The organism is Enterococcus sp. AZ156, assembly GCF_051714165.1.
Taxonomy (GTDB): domain Bacteria; phylum Bacillota; class Bacilli; order Lactobacillales; family Enterococcaceae; genus Enterococcus_B; species Enterococcus_B pernyi.
Window position 1 is genome coordinate 1913934 of record NZ_JBIORI010000001.1, and the last position, 15616, is coordinate 1929549.

A 15616-nucleotide genomic window follows, 5' to 3' on the forward strand; every position below is an offset into this window, starting at 1 on the left:
AGTGGGCCACTAATTCTTTACCACCTAAAACCGAATAAATGGCAGGAACAGAAGTAACCTCTTCGAAAAAAATAAGGAGCCAGCCACAAAAATTGGAAGAACAATTTTCGCGGCTAGCGCCTTATTTTTCAAGGCTAAACATTTCGGTCTCGACCTCTTGATGGTTGATTGATTCAATTCATAACAGCTTGCTTCTCTTCAATTGTTTCAATGAGTCTTGGCAAATCAGAAAACCGATCGATCACATAATCTGCGCCAGCTTCTAAAAATTCTTGCCGCACCCGCTCAAAAAGTTTCTCTTTTTCAGTAGACGATAATTGCTGATACGTGTCAAAGGAATAACCAGCTTGTGAACTTCCTTCAATTACGCCCACAGAAAGAACTCCTGCATTCTTCCCTTCGAGTATATCAGAGATCGTATCTCCTAGTTTTAACACTTCTTGTCTATTTTCCTGTTTAAAATAATTCAAGTTCGTTAATAACATCTCTGGAGAGGGACGCCCTTTGCCGTCTACTTCATCTGGTGTGACGATGTGATCTGGCTGATACCCTTGTTCTTTCGCCTTCGCAACAACGATTGCCATCATTTCACTCGTATAACCAGTCGTACTGCCGATTTTGGTTCCTCGCTTACGTAAAGTTGCGACGGTGTCAAGTACACCCGATTTCACTTCTGCATGATTTGCCAATTGCTGGAATAATACTTCTTCAAATGTTTCATAGATTGCCTCGATATCAGTAGTTTCAGGCTGACGTCCGTGAGTTTCTAACCAACTTTCAGCAATACGAGGCATTTCTAGCATCATTTGGATATGCTCGATTTTTTTCATTCCCATCGGCTCTCTGATTTCTCGTTCAGTCACAGTGATCCCTTGATGTTTGAATGCTTCGCGAAACGCCGACACCGGTGCCATACAACCAAAATCGACTGCTGTTCCTGCCCAATCTAAGATGACCACATTAATCATTTTTTCGCTCCTCCATATATTGCTGGATCAACCCAGCTACTTTTTCGATATCTTCCAGATAGATTTCACCAATATTCCCAATCCGGAAGCAATCAGTATCACTGATTTTCCCAGGATAGATCGCGTAGCCATGTGCTTTTAAATAGTCATAAAATGCTTGGAATTCGAATTGGATGTTCTCAGGATATTTGAATGACGTGATGAAAGGTCCCTGATTCTCACTAACATAGGCTTCAAACCCAATTTCTGCCATTCGTTCACGCAAACGCTCATTGTTCATCTGATATCTGTCATAGCGAGCATCGATACCACCTTCTTCCGCCAACTCTTCTAGCGCTTGCCAAAATGCGAGAACAGTATGGGTTGGTGAAGTGAAACGCCATTTCCCGTCTACATCCATCACACGAAATTGATCATACAGATCCATACTCAACGTGCGTGCTTGTCCGGCACTTTTTTTTAATAGCTCTTTTTGACAAATCACAAAACCAAATCCAGGTACTCCTTGGATACATTTATTTGCACTTGAAACTAGAAAATCGATTCCTAACGCGCCAACAGGGATCGGAATGCCGCCAAAGCTTGACATCGCATCGACGATAAAACATAATTTGTGTTTCTTTGTCACTGCTGAAATCTCTTCTAAAGGATTCAAAATACCAGAAGTCGTTTCACTGTGGATCATTGCAAGTGCAGTAATACCAGGATGCAACGCTAATAGTTCCTCGATTTTTTCAGCTTGTGGTGTTTCATTTTCAGCCACTTGATAAATCACATGATCAATGCCATGGTATTGAGCCATTTGCACCATCCGTTCGCCATAAGCACCATTTGTACAGATCAGTAAACGATCGGTCGCGCCAACAACTGAACTTAACACAGATTCAACTGCAAAGCTGCCACTTCCTTGCATCAAAACAGCTGTATAAGCCTCATTGGAGACACCAGCAAGATCAAGCAATCGTTGTCGAATCGCCTGAGTGATGACTTTAAAATCATCATCCCATGTACAATGATCGACAAGCATTGCTTCTTTCACTGTACGACTCGTGGTCAGAGGACCTGGTGTCAGTAATTTATAATTGATTTTACTGTGATTGATTTCTTTTTCATAATGTTCGATCACCTTTGTTTTTCCACTCATTTTCTTTCTCCTATTCAACTAGACTGGCATGTTTTTTTAGCAGATCTGGGGTTAATGCTTCCGGGAAAACTTTTTGATTTTTGGCGGTTTCAACCCCCGCTAGATCATCTGTTTCATAAAGTTTACTTGGGTAGAATTGTAATAAATCTGCCCGACCTTCTTTAAGGATCACATTCAACATTTCTTCGGCTAAAGGATTCGTCGCTTCTCCTTTATCGATCACCGCGAGTGATTCTGTTAAAGCATATGTTCCTTCACTTGGTTCCACAAAATCGATCGGCAATCCTTCTTTTTTATCTTTGAGTGCTTGATGACGTAACCCAAAACCCAACGCCAATTCACCGACGCGGACTTTTTTCAACGGACCCGAACCAGACGCTTCAATATGGTCGCCTGCATTGTCATAAATATCGGCTAAAATCGCTTGTGCTTTTGTCTCTCCATATTGATCAATCAATCCTTGGAACAATAACCAAGCTGTTGAGGAATGGTTGATATCAGAAATCGCTAGTTGCCCTTCATAGATCGGATCAGCTAAATCAGCTAAACTTGTCGGTACAGGCAAGTCTGCTTCTTCCATTGCTTGAGTATTGTAGAAAATGACCCCTTCTTGTGTCGTCATCGGTACTTGGTAATTTGGCAGATCATCGATTGGTTGGACTTCTAATGCCAATTCTTTGAATATCGGTTCATTTTCTTGGACACCATCCAAATAGAACGTGCTCATTGTCACTAGATCCGCTTCAATATCTGTGCCTTCTGCCCAGAGTTTACCGCTCAATTCCGAAGTACCGAAGGATTGTAGCAAGTATTGGTTTTCAAATCCATTCGAATCAAGAACATCTTTGATGATTTGAACCGGCTCTTCATCTGCATTCGTGTATATTATGACTTTTTCTTCGTTACCGTTGGCATTCTCACTTGCGTTTGACGTACTACACGCCCCTAAAATTCCTAAAGCGCTGGCGAAAGACAGATAAATGAACCCTTTTTTGACTAATTTTTTCATTTGCTTCAAATCTCCTCATGATAGATTGCGCAAGTATTCTTGCGGTTAGATTGATCAACAATAATAAGATGGATAGGATAAAGATCTCAGTGAATCTGCCGAAATGTTGTAATTCTTTGATTTTAGTCGTGATCACCATCGTTCGGGCACTTGTCAAAAACACCACTGCACTGATCGTAACCATCGAATTTGTAAAATAGTAACAAGCCATTTCCACGATCGTCCGCTTTGAATTTGGAAGAATGATCCGAACCACTGTATCAAGCCAACTATCCCCCATCATCTTCGCTGTGTTTTCCCAGTTGGGATTCATTTTTAATAAGGCACTTTTCGCTAACTGATAAGGGGTTGCAAAATAATGCACCATGTTGGCAATCACCAAAATACTGATCGTACTTTGAAGAGTTGTTCCGCTAAACACCAGCAAATAGGCAATCCCTAAAACCATTCCTGGAATCGAATTCGTGACAGAAGCAAGACTATCGATCATTTTCAGGATCACGTTTTGTTTTGCGGATCTAGCGGTAAAAATGGCTGCCAAATAAGCAATAACTGTTCCAAACAACGCTGTCCATAAGGCAACGAATATCCCTGTATTCAAAGTTCTTCTTAAATCAGACGTTTGTAGGAACGCTTCGATATGACGTGTAGTAAAAGTCATATCAAAGGGCCACCCTTCTACAAAAGGAAGAAGAAACATCACGAGGAAGACTCCTAAAATAAATAAACCACCAACTGTCAGTCCTACGCCAAAGAATAAATCTCTGACAGGGTTGCTTTTTACTGACGTATTTGTCCCGGGGGTTGCATGATCATTTTTTTGGATCTTACGCAAAAACAGAATGCTAACGATCGAAGGAACTAACATGATCAATGCAATGACGGCTCCTCGATTAAAGTCTGGGATCGAACCCATAAAGTACTCATACAATAAAGTCGTGATAAACGGTTCTCGCCCCCCCACCGCTACAGGTATACCAAAATCCGTAAAACTCATGAAAAAGGCTTGGACGAAAGCAACTCCAAATGTTTTGCCCAAAGGTTGCAGGATTGTGATTTTCAATCCTCTAAAAAATCCGTCTCCCATCAATCTCGACACCGTCAAATAGCGTTTATCCAAATAATTCATGGCGTCATTCATCAATAAGAAAGTCACTGGGATCGTATAGATCAGTAATCCTAAGATCACACCTGATTTTCCATAGATCGAAAACAATTCTTGACCGACTAGACGTGTCCACAATCCTTGACGGCCAAAAGAATAGATCAACACAAACCCGTATGTGATGGTCGGTAATAACATTGGCAACATAAAGCATCTCTCAATCATCCACTTGAACCCCTTAGGTAGATTCGTAAAATGCATCCCGTAAGCAAACCAGAAGCCAAGAAAGGTGGCAAAAAGTGCTGTGAGCCCAGCAATGAGCAAACTATTACTTAACGCATTTAGCCAATCGAAGTTCCTTGCTAGTTCCCTGAACAACTCAAAGGAAAATCCGCCTTCAACAGTCAACGCTTCTTTCAAAACATTCGCTAAGGGATAAAACAATACGAGGACAAAACCAAACAAGATGAACGCTGGCAGTAGTGCTTCTATTTTCATCTTTCTCATGAGAAGCGAACCACTTTTTCATGAACTACGCCGGTTGCTTGAGTAAAGATCCGTTCAATATTACGTCGTTTGATTTTTAGCTGATCGACAATAAATGCCTGTACAAAGGGTTCCATCGTATTCGTCACGATTTCTTTTGGTGTACTGTATTGTGCGATTCGACCATCTTTCAAAACCATGATTTTATCAGAAAGGGTCAATGCCTCTTCTGGATCATGCGTAACGATGACCGTCGTTAAGTTCAGTTTTTTAGCAATCAATTGGATACGTTCTTTGATCGATTCTTTGATGACACCGTCCAATGCACTTAAGGGCTCATCAAGTAACAATACTTGGGGTTTCATCACCAGAGTTCGACCTAATGCCACCCGTTGTTTTTGCCCGCCAGATAGTTGGTGGATGCGTTTATCCAAATGATCATTCAAATCCAATAGATCGATCAATTCTTGCAATTCTTCTTTGGAAGTGATATTTTTTTGTTTTCGCAACCCGTACACCAAGTTTTCATAGGCACTTAGGTTAGGGAATAAAGCATAGTCCTGAAAGACAATATTAAATGGTCGTTTTTCCATGACCTGTTTTGTGATATCTTCGCCATCATAAAGTAGTTGACCATTTGTTGGTTGCTCCAATCCAAGGATGATATTCAATAAAGTTGTTTTTCCTGAACCCGAAGCACCGAGTATCGAAACGATCTCACCTTTAGCGATCGATACATTGATTTCTTTTAAAACTTCATGATGATTAAACGTCTTACTAATACCATCTAGCTTTAACATGCGTTCACTCCTTTGTTCTTTCTATACTGCTAATTGTAGAAAATCACTTTTTACTTCTGATTAACTTTAAGTAAATTATTTGTAGGAATATATATTTTTTGTGTAAATTTTATAATCATTTTCAGATAAGTATTTCTATAAAAAAACAGTGGCTTGCTTCAATGCGCTATCCTCAGCATTGAAAGCAGACCACTGTTTCAGTGATTACTTATTAGATCATTTTATTTATCTATTTGATGTAAATTTGGTTCAAGTGTAAGCTCGCTTCGTTCCAAATCGTTCTCCGGAAATAAGCACTTCTTCGACTTGATTATCGTTGCTCGGCAAGTGTTTCTTTAATATTTTTCACGATATTCTCTACTGTCAGCCCATTTTCCGCTAATAGTTCTGATGCTTCATAGCGATCATGAAAAGCTTTATCTAAGCCGTAAGTTTGTACACGAATCGTTGCATTTCCTAAATAGCCAGCGACCATTTGACCGTAGCCACCTTCCAAGAGACCATCTTCAAGTGTTACTACTATATCGTGCGTATCTTTAAGTTCATCCAGTAATTCAGTATCTAAACCAGAGATGAACGCTGGATTGATCACCGTAGCAGTTAGTTGGAGATGTTTCTTCAATTCAACAGCGACTTCTTCTGCCAAACCATAAAAATTACCTACACCAATGATTGCTACTTTTTCGCCTTTTTGGATGACTTTGTTCTTATATAACTGACTGTAATCTGTTCGATCTACTTTACCATAAGAAGTGATTGGGCCGACTGGTACGCGGATTGCCACTAATCGATCCGTTTGATCGATCGACCATTCAAGCATCGCTAAGTATTCTTCTTTAGTTGTCGGTGCTAAGTAGACTAGATTTGGGATATGACTCAAAAATGGAATATCAAAGATCCCTAAATGACTTTCATCATTCATTCCGTTTACAGAAGCAAGTGTCACGAGGATCGTACCTGATAAACGATTCAACGCTAAGTCATGAGAAATTTGATCGTAACTTCTTTGTAAAAATGGTGAATGGACTGCCCATACAGGTTTTACCCCGCCTTTAGCTAAACCAGCAGTCATCGTCGCCGCATGTTCTTCGGCAATCCCTACATCAACAAATTGTGCGCCAACTTGTTGACGTTGTTCCGGTGTAAATAAAATCATCGGTGTGCCTGCATTTACTGCCACAACTGTTGGATCATCCGCCATTTTGCGCAATAAGAAGTCTGTTGTTAGACCGCTATAGGTTTCTGCTCCTTTCGATCGCAGATACTCACCTGTTTCGAGACTAAACGGTCCACCCGCATGGAACTTTTCGCGATTTTCTTCTGCAAAGGAGAAACCTTTTCCTTTGACGGTATGGATATGCAACACAACTGGCTCTTTTTGATCTTTTACTTCTTCGAATAACTCGATCAAAGCAGCTAAATCATTACCTGCGTCAAGATAGCGATAATCAAGTCCTAATGCTTTAAAGAAATTGTTCGTGGCCTGACCATTCGTTTCCCTTAGCTCTTTGAGATTTTTGTAAAGTCCTCCATGATTTTCTGCGATCGACTGGTCATTATCATTGACGATAATGATTGTATTGGTGCCTAGTTCAGAAATATTATTCAAACCTTCATAGGCTAAACCTCCCGATAAAGACCCATCGCCAATCACTACAACGACATTATTTTTTTCGTTTTTTAAATCTCTCGCCTTAGCTAAACCATTTGCTAAAGACAATGAAGTCGATGTATGTCCGATCGTAAAGAGATCATGTTCACTCTCTAATGGGTTCGTGTAACCTGAGACTTCCTGATAATGTGCTTGGTCCAAAAACGCTTGCGCTCTTCCTGTCAACATTTTATGCACATAGGTTTGGTGTGAGACATCAAAAACAAATTGATCTTTTGGTGAATCGAACACATAATGTAGCGCTACCGTCATTTCAACAACGCCTAGATTGGGGCCATTATGTCCACCATATTGGCTGATTTTTTGCAATAACGCGGCACGTGCTTCCTCTACCACTTGTTGAAGCTCTTCTTGCTTCAATTTCTTTAGATCTTGAGGACCTTTTATTTGTTTTAATAACATGAATTTCCCTCCTTTATTTCTGCTTAATCATACACCTTGAACCGAACTCTAAGTCAAGTGATTTTTTTAACAAATAATTCTGATTTGCGAAAATGTTGAACCTGCTGTTATAAAGCTATTTTTTATAAAAAAAAAACCGTAGATCCTTCAATCTACGGTTTTTATTTATTTATTCGATGAATAGTTCACAATGATTTTACCCATTTTTTTTTTTGGATTTCGTCGCTTGTCACGAATAATTTGATAACTAACAAGAACGATCAAAATCAAAATCACACCTGTCAAAACGTACAATACTTGTATTTGTTCTCCCAATGGTGGTAAAACGTTCTTTTTAGGCGGTGCGCTTGGTGTCACTGATTCTTTCGGATCATCGGTGTTCGGCTTTGTGGGGCTTGTTTCTTGTGTCGCATTTGAATCAAACTCTAGTTCTCCAGTGACTTCAATGGTATTAGAACTAGCTTCTATGTGCGTTTGTGGCAATCCAACGATCAATAGACTTAAAGCCATGAACAAACAAAGAATTGTTTGTTTTTTTTGTTTCATCCAATCACCTCACGATTTGAACTATGGATAAGGATCTCCAGCTTCATCTAGCGCTTCAATATTCAATGTCAACGTACTTGCAATTGAGATTGATCCTTTATCCGTTGGAAAATCAAGAACATCAGTATCAACATCCCCTTCAAAAGTAAACGTCGCTGTGCTTGCTCCTGTTAAATCACCAGGACGTGCATTCGGTGAAGCTAAAGTCATAAAGTCTTGTGATAAGGTTGAATTCACCGAACCATTTTCAATCAAAAGATTGCTGTCTCCTAAACTACCAACCAATGTTAACCGATCGATTGCTGAGATATCACCAGATGAAACTGCGTAATTTCCTAGAGTGATTTTTACTGGACGACCTGAATGATTGGTGATCGTATGCTCTCCACCTAGAATTGTCTTATAGTCTTCTGGTTCAGTGAAGAAGACCGCTTTTAAAGGTAACGTCACATTCAACCATTTATCTGGATTTCCTGGTTCTGGCGCTTCCGGATCTGTGTTATCAAAACCTAAAGTTCCATCGATCGCCACATCTGCAGTCTTATCGATCGATCCACCTAATGAATTATCGATCGTTTGATCATCTCCGTTGATGACAATATCAGCTTGAACACTTGCCCCTGCTGCTAAAATCGTGCCGAACATCAAACCTGTTGCTAGAATATTTTTTGCTTTCATTTTGTTTTCTCCTTTATTTATGTCTTTATATCCTAAAGCATGATTGCTTTATTCCCTCTTTATTGATTGACATTGATGGTCACGTCAACCGTCGTTTTACCCATAAGCTTTTTATTTTCTAAATCATAAAACTCTAGTTCCACTACTCCTGTATGCGTGCCTGTCGTTAACTCTTTTGCTAATGTCAATTCGGTTACTTCATATCCAGGCTCCAATAAGCCTGTTTCATATAATGTTTCTTTAGAATCCTTCATAGACAATATGGCTTGTTGCCCATAACGATTGGTCGGCAAGTTTTGGATCCAGATATTGCCCGTTTTCCCATCCGCATTGACACTGACTTCTGGATACACATTGATAGTTACATTACTATCGTCTACCGCTTGATTGGCATATTTTTTCAGTTGATCGCCTGTCATTTTTTCCGCATGTTTGATTTCCGGAAAATCGTCCGACAAAATCTGCGTTGGTTGGATATTGACATACCAATACCAACCAATCGCAACAAACGCAAGCAATAATAAAAGAAGCGTCAGTAATCTTTTTTTCTTTTGTTGTTCATTTTTTTCAGTTATTTTCTGTGTTTCCTGTGTGATCATGTTCACCTTCTTGTGTGTGTTCAATTTATCTTCGCAGCAAGGTGTAAATTTAACTTGCCTGTTACTTTATTATTTTGTGTGGTATCCCCAAAATATTTTCCTGTAAAACCAAGCGACATTCGGGAATCTGACGGCACTGATTCCGCCCATTGAGTACCAGCAAAAGTACTTGCTTGTCCAACTAACGGCTTTTCAGATGGTGCCGCACCGATTCGTTGTAAATATAAAAACATCGATTCGCTCGTCGTCTCTTGTTCTGATGAATCTAAAAAGACAATATTTGAAGTACTTGCTAATTCCACATCGTTTTTGGTATGGAAGGAAACTGTCAGTTCTGTCGTTGTCGAATGATTGACCACCTCGTAATCATCACTAGTCACTTGATCGTCTAAGACATCAAAAGCCATCCGAACCGGTAACGTTACATGGATCGCTGGATCACTTTCCACCACAAAAGGAACGGTATATTCCCATGTGGCTGTTTCACCATTAACCAATGACTCGCTGACAACGATCTTACCAATCGTCGCTCCTTCTTTTGACGTATCAGGATATTGAGTGAAACCTTCAATTTTCAAGGTTGGATATTGACTGATATCTAAATATCGCCCAACTTGACGATCCATATCTTCACGAGACATTCCTAACACTGTTTTTTGTTCCCTTGGATTTAAACGATCGATGTTTATTCGTTCAAACCCCTTCGCAGTGATTTGATAACGACTTCGATTATCCGATATCCTTGACTGCACCACATTATCTTGGAAGTTGTCCAGTCTGCCATTGGCTTCTGCATGGAAAATTTCCACGATATCGCCTTTCGTAACTGATAGTCTTCGATTTGTTCCAAAACCATTCAATGTGTCTAACCTTTGATTGCCATTTACAGAAAAATCGAAATCTGGCGTTTGTGCATTCATTGGACCACTAGAAACAATTGCTTGGTTATAGTGCCTGATTTGATAATACATATCATCTCCAAAATAGGGATGAACCGAAGTTCCAGCTAATGCACTATTATAGGTCGCAACAATTTGTGTTTGATCACTGTTCAAGCTTAAAGTTGCTGCTCGTAGGTCTGTTCCTTGAAAACTAATGCCTCTTACATTTAGCGAATGACCAAACTGATAAGTGACAGGAACATCGATCGTAGCTAATACTGTGCCATTTTTTGAAACCTCTACACGTGCAGCTTGACCATTCAGTGAATCAGGGAAACTTACAAAACGTGCATCATAATCCTCTGTTTCAGTTTGATCTTTGAAGACTGTGACAAAGTCTTTTGCCTGATAATCCGTTTCTCCATATCCATAGTTCAAAACTTGGTTCTTTGGCTGGATATCTGTATAATTTCCGATACCAGTAAAACCAATGATGCCTTGTTCATTGATGACCCCGATTGAAAAGCGTTCGGCATTATTCCGATTGATCTGGAATGTACCTGATGTGATCTCTCCAGCCAAGTCCGCTTGATATGGATTGAATAAGCGAACAGGTTGTCCTGCAAGATCTAAAGTTACTGTTACTTGGTTGGTTGAGACAGCTGTATCTACTTCTGGTTGGATCGAGTGGAAGAACTCGGCTGTTTGCGCTCCATTCGTCTGCCATCTCAAGTACGGATAAGTTCGATTGGCATTGCTCCCCAAAGCAAAACCTGTGAACCACTTCTCACCAAACCCAAGTTCAGTTATCGTTCTATCGATCAATCCTGTAGTACTACGTGCTTCACCCACACCATTCGTTGTTGTTTTTCTTGTCGTGCTTGAATCAAAATAAACATTGATTGCTGTAATTCCTGTGGTAGTATTCGAAATTGGTTCTCCAGCAGTAAATCCTGCGACGAATAAATTCGTAAGTTGTGCGGTAGCAGTTGCACTTATCGCTCCGATCACCCCTTGTGCATTTGATGAACCAACACTATAATTGTCGGTCATCACTAACTGAGCATTGCCTTCGATCTTTCCGACAAAACCACCAGATCCACTAGTAACATTCCCAAGGATATAGCCATTGTGATAACTCTCATTGATCGTTACATTTCCTGCTAAACGACCAACAAATCCGCCAGCATAACTATTTCCACTTCGTAAATCACTCGAATTGATACTTCGCTCAATCTGCACTTGACCATTTTCTGTCACATAGCCAATCAATCCTCCACGATAGCTAGCAGTTAAAGAATTAACTGTCGAGCGAGTTTCACTATGTGTATCGATGATCGTAACTGTACCAGATACTTCACCGACCAGCCCGCCTAGATTCAAGGTATAATTATTACCACCAGTAAAATTCACTTTTGAACTAGCGTGATTTATGGTAAGCACGCCCGTCGTGCGACCGACGAGACCACCTAATAGACCGTTCGAAGTATTCGAGTGAAGATTACTTGATGCTTGGCTATTCGTAATCGTTAGTTGTCCATTGTTTTCTCCAATAAAAGCTCCACTTCCATTTGACTGGTTTGAAACAATGCTACTGTTACTGTCCATCCTGATATTCTCAAGTTCAACAATATTTCCTGTACCGATTTGAGCAATCACCCCGGCTGTATAGTTGGTATATGACTGTTCTCTAGTATTCGTCACTCTCAAGTTTTCAAATGTCAGATTCTCAATTCGTAAAGAATCATTCCCGACTGAGCGAATAAAGGCTAAGTCTATTTCTCCACTAGTCAAAGTCAAATTCTTGATGACCGCATGATTACCGATCAATTTCCCTCCGTATCCTTGTCTGCCAGAAAAAGTACCTGCATTTGCCATATCGATTGCTATCCCATCTTCTGGTTCAATCGAATAGTTTTCATCGTCTGGATCAAAAGGTGCTTGACTATTCAAAAAGCGACTTAGATCTTCTGATGTACGAATGACCGTTTGCACATAATTTGCTGTCACTGTTGCATCTTCTGTCCCCATCGTGAAAGTAGCCGTTCGATTTTTTTGATCAACATTTGTCACTGTACTTCCTGTGCCTGTCACGCTAAATCCAACAAAACGATACCCTGTATTTGCTTCAGCTGCCTGAATCATTGTTGTTTCCCCTTCGATAAAATTCGTTTGGTCAGCGTTTGGATCAGCTGCACTCCCTGCCAAGGGATCACGGACCAGTGTCAAACTCATTCGCCGTGCGGTAAAGCCCACGACTCCTTGCTGATTGATGACACCAATCGACACTCTTGCAATAGATCCACGATTGAAAGTGAAGGTTCCTGCTGTCGCTTCACCAGCTAAGCCAGAACTATATGGATTGAATAGTTTCAATGGCTCGTTTTGTAGATCTAACGTTACCAACACTTGATTACCCGTTACTTGACGATCGACCATTGGATCGATGCTGTCAAAAAACATAGATGGTTGCGTATTTTGGGTCTGCCAACTCAAGTATGGATAAGTTTTATTCGTGCGTTGAGCCACTGAAAAGTCGGTTCGCCAACGACTCCCGAAACCTAGCGCAATAGTTGTTGACTCAATCAACTCTAGCGTAGTTTTCGCTTCACCTACTCCAGTCGTAGTTGATTTGTTCGTTGTACTGGAATCATAATACACATTGGTCGTAGTGATACCCATCGTATCTGAGGTAATGGGTTGTCCCCCTGTAAACCCTGCAACAAATAGTTGGCTGAGTGTCACTCGATCCGTTAATTGATTGATCCCGATCACACCATTGCTATTGGAGGAGCCGATGCTATAACTATCCATGATACCAAGTGCGCCATTGCCTTCGGTCATACCAATGAACCCAGCAGTTCCTAGACTTGTACTTCCTTGAACATGTCCATTGTGATAGCTTTCCTCGATTTTAGCAGTTCCTGACATCCTTCCGATAAATCCGCCCACATAACTGCTACTTCCTCGCATATCACTGGCATTGATACTTCGTTGGATCGTGACATCTCCTGAGAAGGTCACTCGACCAATCATTCCACCTCGATATGTCCCGCTCAATGAATTGATTGCTGTTTGGCTTTCACTCACAGAATCAGTGATTGTTACCTCACTGCTGGTTTCGCCCACTAGTCCACCGATATTTAATGTATATGAACCACCACCAGTAAAAGTAACTCGAGAAAGACTACTCTCAATGGTCAATGAACCGTCATTTTTACCAACGAGTCCACCCATTAGTCCATTAGCTGTGTTGGAATGTAACGTTCCTGAAACCTCACTGTTTTTGATCAATGCTGAACCTTGGTTGTTCCCGATCAATCCTGCACTTCCATCGGGTTGACTAGCAGTAATTTGACTGTTTTCATCGAGCGTGATATTTTCAAGCTCAACTGACTTACTTCTTACTACTTGACCGATGATTCCAGCCACGTTAGACCGCGTCCTCGTATCATTGACGAGTACTCCTTCTAACTTCAAGTTCTCGATTCGTGAAAGGTTGCCACCGTTTAACGTTTGGATCAATCCAAGAGAAACGCCGGAATCTACTAATGAGAGATTTTTAATGATCGTGCCATTTCCGATCAGATGACCAGAAAATTGACTACGTCCTGAAAAATCACCTTCTCCTGACATGTCGATCGTTTGATTTGATTCTGGTTCGATCGTGTAAGTCTGGTCGTTTGCATCATAAGGAGACTCACTTCGTAAAAATTTTCCGAGATCATCGGCATTACGGATAATCGTTGAGGCGTATTCTGCTGTGACTGTCGCATTTTCAGTTCCCATGGTAAAGGTTGCTGTTCGATTTGCTAAATCAACATTTGTGATCGTACCATTACCTGTCACATTGAAACCAGCAAAACGATAGCCAGGAGAAGGTACGCCTGCTGTGACTGTCGTCGTTGCACCTACTACTAGAGTAGTCGTTGGTGCATCTGAATTACTTGCACTTCCGGCCTGTGGCGAATGTGCCAGAGTCAAGTTTCGATTACTCAACTCATAACATGCGGTAACGGTCGCATTTTGTGATCCCATAGTAAATGTGCCTGTGCGATTAGCTATATTCACATTCGTGATCGAACTTCCTGTACCACTCACATCAAACCCTGCAAATTGATATCCCGTCGCTGGGGCCGCCGCAGTCACTGTTGTTGTTTCTCCCATTTGAAGAGTTGTCTCTCCCGCTGTTGGGTTTCCTGCACTTTCTGCTTCCGGAGAACGTCCTAAGGTCAATGTTTGAAGTGTAATTGGTAGTTCAGTAAAGCTCCCTCGAATTGCCTGACGAACTGTCGCTGTGTAGTTCGGATAATATGCATGTGCAGGAAGGGTTCTCATATAGAAGTACGTATTAAAAATCCAATCTAGATCTATCGTAAATGAATTGGTTCGTGCACTAGTAATTGACGCAGCTCTAATTCGTTCCACAACAATGCTAAACTCATGAAAGTCTGCCAATACACCCTCTCTAACATCTGTAGGTGGTGATACAACTGCCGACTTTATATTGTACGGCGAGCTTTCTCGAACTGTAATTAAAAAGTCCCCTTGGTTATGTTCAATAACTGCATTTCCAAATTGATAGTCATTTCGAATAGGCATCGAATAGAAAGAAACCCCCGCTTGTAACAACGAGCCTATACTATCATTTGCGCTATCCCTATACAAATACTGCCTCGGCAAATTAACCGTGCCTTCAATCTTATCCCCTATCCTATTCCCTAATTGATCGCTACCATTCCACGATACCCTTGCACGGCTATCATTGGCAAAGAAATTAGCATATGTCGTTGGGAATTGCGTACGGCCGGGTGCATTCGCATTGCCTTGTAAAAATCTAGTAATAAAATGATGATCTAGACTCGTGAGTAAATTAGGTACATTCCGCAGACCGGGATCTAATTTTATTACCCCCTTATCCCCCTGGGTCTTTTCTTCCGAAGCATAGGTCTTTTGGGCGTCCCCGCTCTCTACAGGTACTTCTCTTGAAAGTTCATCGTTCTCTGTTGGGGAATCATCATCTGTTGATTCACTTATTTGTCCAGCAGTGCTCTCTTTTGTTGTTTCTGCTATAACACTGATACTATTTCCTAATGACGAGAAAAGCAGCAAGATAATTACAATAATATGTAAACTTTGTTTCTTATAAAAATGAGTCATTTCCTCCTCCTACTCTACACGTATTATTTGACGTGACGTAATCTGCTGATTTTTGGCAAAAAGTTATACTCAATGTATGGAATGTACTAATTTATAGTGATTCATTTTCTACTTAGTGTCTTCTATTGCACGATTGATTTCCTAAACAACTGTTCTTTACATTAGA

Annotated in this window: 10 protein-coding genes; all 10 read right to left on the minus strand. The window is 40.7% G+C overall.

Annotated elements, in window-relative coordinates; all coding sequences use genetic code 11:
• Positions 1–173: 173 nt before the first annotated feature.
• The 10 genes from phnX to IGJ95_RS09160 all read right to left on the minus strand — a co-directional run bounded on the left by phnX (position 174) and on the right by IGJ95_RS09160 (position 15450).
• Positions 174–968 (minus strand): phosphonoacetaldehyde hydrolase, encoded by a 795-nt coding sequence (phnX, locus tag IGJ95_RS09115; RefSeq protein ID WP_010735062.1) that lies wholly within the window; start codon positions 966–968, stop codon positions 174–176.
• Positions 961–2112: a 2-aminoethylphosphonate--pyruvate transaminase gene (gene phnW, locus IGJ95_RS09120; RefSeq protein WP_010735061.1), complete on the minus strand. Its 1152-nt coding sequence runs from the start codon at positions 2110–2112 to the stop codon at positions 961–963. Before phnW ends, phnX begins: the two co-directional genes overlap by 8 nt.
• A 10-nt stretch (positions 2113–2122) precedes the next feature.
• Positions 2123–3121, minus strand: a complete 999-nt coding sequence (locus IGJ95_RS09125; protein WP_153830204.1) for an ABC transporter substrate-binding protein — start codon at positions 3119–3121, stop codon at positions 2123–2125.
• On the minus strand, positions 3048–4733 hold the full coding sequence (locus tag IGJ95_RS09130) for an ABC transporter permease subunit (protein WP_438761763.1): 1686 nt from the start codon (positions 4731–4733) through the stop codon (positions 3048–3050). Before IGJ95_RS09130 ends, IGJ95_RS09125 begins: the two co-directional genes overlap by 74 nt.
• A complete protein-coding gene (locus tag IGJ95_RS09135) occupies positions 4730–5512 on the minus strand; it encodes an ABC transporter ATP-binding protein (protein ID WP_153830206.1) in 783 nt (260 codons plus the stop codon). The genes IGJ95_RS09130 and IGJ95_RS09135 overlap by 4 nt, the downstream gene beginning before the upstream one ends.
• Positions 5513–5822: 310 nt before the next feature.
• The gene (locus tag IGJ95_RS09140) at positions 5823–7586 is read right to left on the minus strand and encodes a 1-deoxy-D-xylulose-5-phosphate synthase (protein ID WP_153830207.1); all 1764 of its coding nucleotides are present in this window, start codon (positions 7584–7586) and stop codon (positions 5823–5825) included.
• 165 nt (positions 7587–7751) lie between these two features.
• Positions 7752–8132 carry a hypothetical protein gene (locus tag IGJ95_RS09145; protein ID WP_153830208.1) on the minus strand — a complete coding sequence of 127 codons (381 nt, stop codon included), beginning with the start codon at positions 8130–8132 and terminating at the stop codon, positions 7752–7754.
• A 21-nt stretch (positions 8133–8153) separates the two neighbouring features.
• The gene (locus tag IGJ95_RS09150) at positions 8154–8810 is read right to left on the minus strand and encodes a hypothetical protein (protein ID WP_010735055.1); all 657 of its coding nucleotides are present in this window, start codon (positions 8808–8810) and stop codon (positions 8154–8156) included.
• Between the two features lie 59 nt (positions 8811–8869).
• Positions 8870–9409 (minus strand): hypothetical protein, encoded by a 540-nt coding sequence (locus IGJ95_RS09155; RefSeq protein ID WP_153830209.1) that lies wholly within the window; start codon positions 9407–9409, stop codon positions 8870–8872.
• A 20-nt stretch (positions 9410–9429) separates the two neighbouring features.
• A complete protein-coding gene (locus IGJ95_RS09160; RefSeq protein WP_438761766.1) occupies positions 9430–15450 on the minus strand; it encodes an InlB B-repeat-containing protein in 6021 nt (2006 codons plus the stop codon).
• Positions 15451–15616: the final 166 nt, after the last annotated feature.

What these genes read in the sequence shown, in the direction of transcription:
- IGJ95_RS09160 (WP_438761766.1), bottom strand. Translation starts at nt 15,450, where the DNA reads ATGACTCATTTTTATAAGAAACAAAGTTTACATATTATTGTAATTATC.
- phnX (WP_010735062.1), bottom strand. Translation starts at nt 968, where the DNA reads ATGATTAATGTGGTCATCTTAGATTGGGCAGGAACAGCAGTCGATTTT.
- IGJ95_RS09150 (WP_010735055.1), bottom strand. Translation starts at nt 8,810, where the DNA reads ATGAAAGCAAAAAATATTCTAGCAACAGGTTTGATGTTCGGCACGATT.
- IGJ95_RS09130 (WP_438761763.1), bottom strand. Translation starts at nt 4,733, where the DNA reads ATGAGAAAGATGAAAATAGAAGCACTACTGCCAGCGTTCATCTTGTTT.
- phnW (WP_010735061.1), bottom strand. Translation starts at nt 2,112, where the DNA reads ATGAGTGGAAAAACAAAGGTGATCGAACATTATGAAAAAGAAATCAAT.
- IGJ95_RS09145 (WP_153830208.1), bottom strand. Translation starts at nt 8,132, where the DNA reads ATGAAACAAAAAAAACAAACAATTCTTTGTTTGTTCATGGCTTTAAGT.
- IGJ95_RS09125 (WP_153830204.1), bottom strand. Translation starts at nt 3,121, where the DNA reads ATGAAAAAATTAGTCAAAAAAGGGTTCATTTATCTGTCTTTCGCCAGC.
- IGJ95_RS09135 (WP_153830206.1), bottom strand. Translation starts at nt 5,512, where the DNA reads ATGTTAAAGCTAGATGGTATTAGTAAGACGTTTAATCATCATGAAGTT.
- IGJ95_RS09155 (WP_153830209.1), bottom strand. Translation starts at nt 9,409, where the DNA reads ATGATCACACAGGAAACACAGAAAATAACTGAAAAAAATGAACAACAA.
- IGJ95_RS09140 (WP_153830207.1), bottom strand. Translation starts at nt 7,586, where the DNA reads ATGTTATTAAAACAAATAAAAGGTCCTCAAGATCTAAAGAAATTGAAG.